General features: G+C 71.3%; 4 protein-coding genes and 1 pseudogene. 3 read left to right on the top strand and 2 right to left on the bottom strand.

Annotation, left to right across the window (positions count from 1 at the left end):
• Positions 1 to 285: 285 nt before the first annotated feature.
• The gene (locus tag GA0115259_RS29390; RefSeq protein ID WP_093602640.1) at positions 286 to 1,038 is read right to left on the bottom strand and encodes a TetR/AcrR family transcriptional regulator; all 753 of its coding nucleotides are present in this window, start codon (positions 1,036 to 1,038) and stop codon (positions 286 to 288) included.
• A gap of 130 nt (positions 1,039 to 1,168) precedes the next feature.
• On the opposite strand from GA0115259_RS29390, the gene GA0115259_RS29385 reads away from it, so the two are divergent.
• Positions 1,169 to 1,618 carry a nitroreductase/quinone reductase family protein gene (locus GA0115259_RS29385; RefSeq protein ID WP_093602638.1) on the top strand — a complete coding sequence of 150 codons (450 nt, stop codon included), beginning with the start codon at positions 1,169 to 1,171 and terminating at the stop codon, positions 1,616 to 1,618.
• 82 nt (positions 1,619 to 1,700) lie between these two features.
• Here the strand turns inward: GA0115259_RS29385 and GA0115259_RS29380 are convergent, their stop codons facing one another.
• Positions 1,701 to 2,990, bottom strand: coding sequence for a geranylgeranyl reductase family protein (locus tag GA0115259_RS29380; RefSeq protein WP_093602642.1), 1,290 nt, complete (start codon positions 2,988 to 2,990; stop codon positions 1,701 to 1,703).
• A gap of 161 nt (positions 2,991 to 3,151) precedes the next feature.
• Here GA0115259_RS29380 and GA0115259_RS29375 point away from each other — a divergent pair, with 161 nt between their 5' ends.
• Together GA0115259_RS29375 and GA0115259_RS29370 are read left to right on the top strand one after the other, a co-directional pair.
• Positions 3,152 to 4,516 (top strand): dipeptidase, encoded by a 1,365-nt coding sequence (locus tag GA0115259_RS29375; protein ID WP_093602636.1) that lies wholly within the window; start codon positions 3,152 to 3,154, stop codon positions 4,514 to 4,516.
• Positions 4,513 to 4,902, top strand: a pseudogene (locus tag GA0115259_RS29370) (MBL fold metallo-hydrolase); the annotation flags it as partial. The gene GA0115259_RS29375 and the pseudogene GA0115259_RS29370, both read left to right, overlap by 4 nt.
• Positions 4,903 to 5,099 lie beyond the last annotated feature (197 nt).

Here is a 5,099-nt window from a genome sequence, read left to right as displayed (position 1 = left end):
CGCGCCCCCCCGCCGCCGAACCGGAAGCCGGAGCCGTCGCCGTGGCCGGACCACCCGCCGGACCACCGGCCGGGCCCGTCGCCGAAACGGTCACCGAACCGTCCACACGGTCCGCCGCGCGGCCCCCGTGACCTCCGCGACCAGGGCGGACCGGGCGGGCCGCCGCCGTTCCGGCCTCGACGGGTGGGCTGCTCTTCCATACCGTCACGCTAGACCGGCCGACACGTCCGTGGCGTCAGCCGTATGTGGCGATCACACATACTCCCTGAGGAGTACGACGCCACGCTATCCGGCGTCACGCATTCCGACGTCATGCGCCAGGCGTCGCGTGGCCTGCGCGAAGAGTTCGTCGCGGGCCTCGACAAGATTGTTGAACTGGCCGAAGACTTCGAACGAGATCAGACCGAAGAGCTGCGCCCAGGACGCCACCAGCGCCGCCGTCACCTCCGGCGGCAGACCGAGGCCGAACTGCGCGGTCAGCCGTTCGGCCTCCGGGCGCAGCTCGTCGGAGAGCGCAGGCAGTGTGATCCCGCCGACGCGGTGGGCGTCCTGGGCGACGGAGATCAGCGCGAGGGCGACCCGGGACGCGGGCGCGACAGTGAGCTGGGGCGCCGAGTAGCCGGGTACGGGAGAGCCGTAGATCAGCGCGTATTCGTGCGGGTGGGCAAGGGCCCAGGCCCGTACCGCCGCGCACACGGCGGCCCAGCGGCCGACATGGTCGACCGGTTCGGACTGAACGCCCGGTTCGGCGGCCGAGTCGGCCGACATGGCCGCGCCGGCCCGTTCCCCAGCCGTCAACGCCTGTTCCGCGGCCGAGCCCACCGCGTCATACGCGTCGACGATCAGTGCCGTCAGCAGATCGTCCCGGCTCGGGAAGTAGCGGTAGAGCGCGGACGACACCATGCCCAGCTCACGGGCGACGGCGCGGAGCGAGAGCTTCGAGGCGCCCTCCGCCGCGAGCTGTCCGCGTGCCTCGTCCTTGATGGCCGCCATGACTTCGGTGCGGGCCCGTTCCCTGGCTCCACGGATGGTCGTCATGGAGAGCAGTGTGCCATGTTCCGGAGCACCGCACCAAAAACAGAGCACCGCTCTTGCTTTCGGGCACCCGCCCGGTGCACACTGTGCTCTCAACCGAGAGCACCGCTCTCGCAAACTCGGAGGAGTCACTATGCCGGAGCCCTACTACCACCGGGTCGGCCGGTTCGACGGCTGGCTGAACAGCGTCATCGGCCGGCTCGCCCGGCACGGGGTGAGCATGCTGGGCACGGCGGAGATGTCCGTACGCGGTCGCAAGAGCGGCCAGATGCAGCGCATCCCCGTCAACCCGCACACCTACGGGGGAAACCAGTACTTGATCTCGGCCCGTGGTCACTCGCAGTGGGTACGGAACATGCGCGTCGCGGGCGGCGGTGAGCTGCGGGTGGGCCGCCGGATCCGGACGTTCACCGCCACGGAGATCCCCGACAGCGAGAAGCTCGCGGTGCTGCGCACCTATCTGGAGCGCTGGGGCTGGGAGGTCAACCAGTTTTTCCAGGGAGTCACCGCGAAGTCCTCGGACGCGGAGATCATCGCGGCGGCGCCCGACCACCCGGTCTTCCTGATCAGGACGGACTCCTGACCAGGAAGGACGCACGGCGCCATAAGGCACGACGCGATGAGGAAGGGCGCGCGGCGAACCACCGACGGGCCGCCGCCGGCGCTCACTCCTTCGCGCCCGCCTCCGACGCGGCGGCGGGCTCCGGCACGCTCTCCTCGGACACGGCGGCCGACGCCGCCTGTCTGCGGTCCAGCAGATCCAACGCACGCCGGGCCAGCGGATGGGTCCGTACAAGACCGGCCAGCGACGTCGAGCCACGGGCGATGTCCGCGAACGCGTTCCAGGCCGGGCGCAGACCGGTGATCGCCGCGTGCAGCAGCCCCGGCCGGCGCTCGAAGATCGCGAGCATCCGCCGGCCCACGCCCATCTCCACACCGAGGCCGGCCTTGATCGCGAACGCGTAGTTCAGGGCCTGACGGCGCGCGTCCACGGCGTCATGCGCCTCGGAGATCCGTACCGCCCACTCGCCCGCCAGCCGTCCGGAGCGCAGGGCGAAGGAGATCCCTTCCCTGGTCCAGGGCTCCAGCAGGCCCGCCGCGTCTCCGCACACCAGCACCCGGCCGCGCGACAGCGGTGAGTCGTCGCTGCGGCAGCGGGTGAGATGCCCGGACGAGACCGAGGGCTCGAACCCGGCAAGCCCGAGCCGGGCGATGAAGTCCTCCAGATAGCGCTTGGTCGCCGCGCCTTCGCCACGCGCCGAGATCACACCGACCGTGAGCGTGTCGCCCTTGGGGAACACCCAGCCGTAACTCCCGGGCAGCGGACCCCAGTCGATGAGCACGCGTCCCGCCCAGTCCTCCGCGACCGTCGGCGGCACCGGGATCTCCGCCTCCAGGCCCAGATCCACCTGGTCGAGCTTGACTCCGACATGCGCGCCTATCCGGCTGGCACTGCCGTCGGCGCCGACCACAGCTCGCGCCAGCACCGTCTCACCGTCGGCGAGGACGACGGCGACCGTACGGCGGTCGGGCACGGCGGGACCGTGCTGCTCGACGCGTGAGACGGTCACGCCCGTACGGAGCACCGCGCCGGCCTTCTGCGCGTGCTCCACCAGACTCGCGTCGAACTCCGGGCGGTTGAGCAGCCCGAAGAGCATCCGCTTGGAGCGGCGCGTACGGGCCAGCTTTCCGTTCAGCGAGAACGTCACCGCGTGCACCCGGTCCCTGAGCGGCAGCTCGAAGCCCGGCGGCAGTGCGTCGCGTGAGGGCCCGATGATCCCGCCCCCGCAGGTCTTGTAGCGGGGCAACTCGGCTTTCTCAACCAGCAGCACCTGACGGCCCGCGACCGCCGCCGCGTATGCCGCGGAGGCTCCCGCCGGCCCTGCGCCGACCACGACGACATCCCATACCGGCTCGTCGTGCTCGCTTCCGGCGTCTGCGTTCTCGCTGCTCACGATGTGCTTCTGCTCCTGATCCGACCGGTGGCCCCTGTTGTCGAACGGCATCCTACGGCGCTGGCCCGGCAAGCCCGCTGTGGGAGGATCTGCTGAACCCTTCGACGTACATTCGACGTACACCCGACTAACACAACGACGCACCCACCAGGAGCGTGCCCATGACCGCGAATCCGATCGCCGAGACCGTCGCGTCCCTGCTGCCCCGTGCCCGTACCGAGCTCGCGGAACTGGTGGCCTTCCGTTCGGTGGCGGATCCCGCGGTGTTCCCCAGGAGCGAGTGCGAGGCCGCCGCGGTGTGGGTGGCCGACGCGCTGCGCGCCGAAGGGTTCCAGGATGTCTCCGTCCTCGACACCCCGGACGGTACACAGTCCGTCTACGGTCTGCTGCCCGGCCCCGAGAACGCGCCGACGGTGCTGCTTTACGCGCACTACGACGTACAGCCGCCGCTGGACGAGTCGGGCTGGCTGACACCGCCCTTCGAGCTGACCGAACGCGACGGCCGCTGGTTCGGGCGCGGCGCGGCCGACTGCAAGGGCGGCTTCCTGATGCATCTGCTCGCGCTGCGCGCCCTCAAGGCGAACGGCGGCGTCCCGGTGAACGTCAAGGTGATCGTGGAAGGTTCGGAGGAGCAGGGCACCGGCGGTCTCGAACGGTACGCGGAGGCGCACCCGGAGCTGCTCGCCGCCGACGCGATCGTCATCGGCGACGCCGGCAACTTCCGGCTGGGACTGCCGACGGTCACGGCCATGCTGCGCGGGATGACGTTGCTGCGTGTACGGATCGACACGCTCGAAGGCAATCTGCACTCGGGCATGTTCGGCGGAGCCGCGCCCGACGCGCTCGCCGCGCTCATCAAGGTGCTGGACTCGCTGCGCGCGGAGGACGGTTCCACCACGGTGGACGGTCTGGCCGCCGACGCCGAGTGGGACGGAATCGTCTATGACGAGGCCGACTTCCGCAAGGACGCCAAGGTGCTCGACGGAGTCGGGCTGATCGGCCACGGCTCGGTCGGCGACCGGATCTGGGCGCGTCCCGCCGTCACCGTACTGGGCATCGACTGCCCGCCGGTGGTCGGTGCCACGCCGTCCATCCAGGCGAGCGCGCGGGCGACGGTCAGCCTGCGCGTACCGCCGGGCCAGGACGCGACCGAGGCGACGAAGCTGCTGACCGCGCACATCGAGAAGCACACGCCGTGGCGGGCGCGGGTGTCGGTGGAACAGATCGGCCAGGGCGAGGCGTTCCGCGCGGACACATCGAGCCCGGCGTATACGGCGATGGCGGACGCGATGCGTGTCGCGTATCCGGGACAGGACATGCAGACGGCCGGTCAGGGCGGTTCCATTCCGCTCTGCAACACCCTGGCCGCGCTGTATCCGAAGGCGGAGATCCTGCTGATCGGGCTGAGCGAGCCGGAGGCGCAGATCCACGCGGTGAACGAGAGCGTTTCTCCGGAGGAGTTGGAGCGGCTCTCGGTGGCCGAGGCACACTTCCTGCTCAACTACGCGGAGTCCAAGCGGGATTGAATTCCGGAGCTGCCCGGAGGGACCTGGGAGCGGAGCCCGGCGGGCTCCGCCGTATCGTCCTCACCCACTGCCACCGCGCCCATGTGGGCGCCGCCGGTGAGCTGGCCGGACGGTTCGGCGCCGAGGTGCTCGCCCACCGGCTCGACGCGCCGGTGGTACGCGGTGACGCGCCGGTGCCCGAACCGGTGCCGCTGAACGGGGAGATCCCGCTGTACGAGCACGGGCTGACGCTGCCGGTGGCGCCGCCCACCCGGGCCGACCGGGAGCTGGAGGACGGCGACGAGCTGGACTTCGGCGACGGCGCCCGGGTGGTGCACGCTCCCGGGCACACCGGCGGCTCGATCGCCGTGCATCTGCCGCACCACGGTGTGCTGTTCGTCGGCGAGGGCGGACCTGTCTGCCTGCCCGGGCCGGTGGCGGGCGGCCAGCGCCGGAGCCGCACCGCACAGGACGGGCCCAACTCCCGCACGGAGTCGCGGTCGTGGTCAGCCGACCGGGACGCCGTCCTCCAGGTTGAGCACCGTCCCGCGCTCCCGCGCGCGCAGCGCCCAGCGCAGCCGCTCGTACCGGGCCGGCGGCAGCA

It is taken from the genome of Streptomyces sp. MnatMP-M17, assembly GCF_900091995.1.
Taxonomy (GTDB): Bacteria; Actinomycetota; Actinomycetes; order Streptomycetales; family Streptomycetaceae; genus Streptomyces.
The sequence above is the reverse complement of the archived record's forward strand: the minus strand, read 5'-3'. Positions and strand labels throughout refer to the sequence as shown.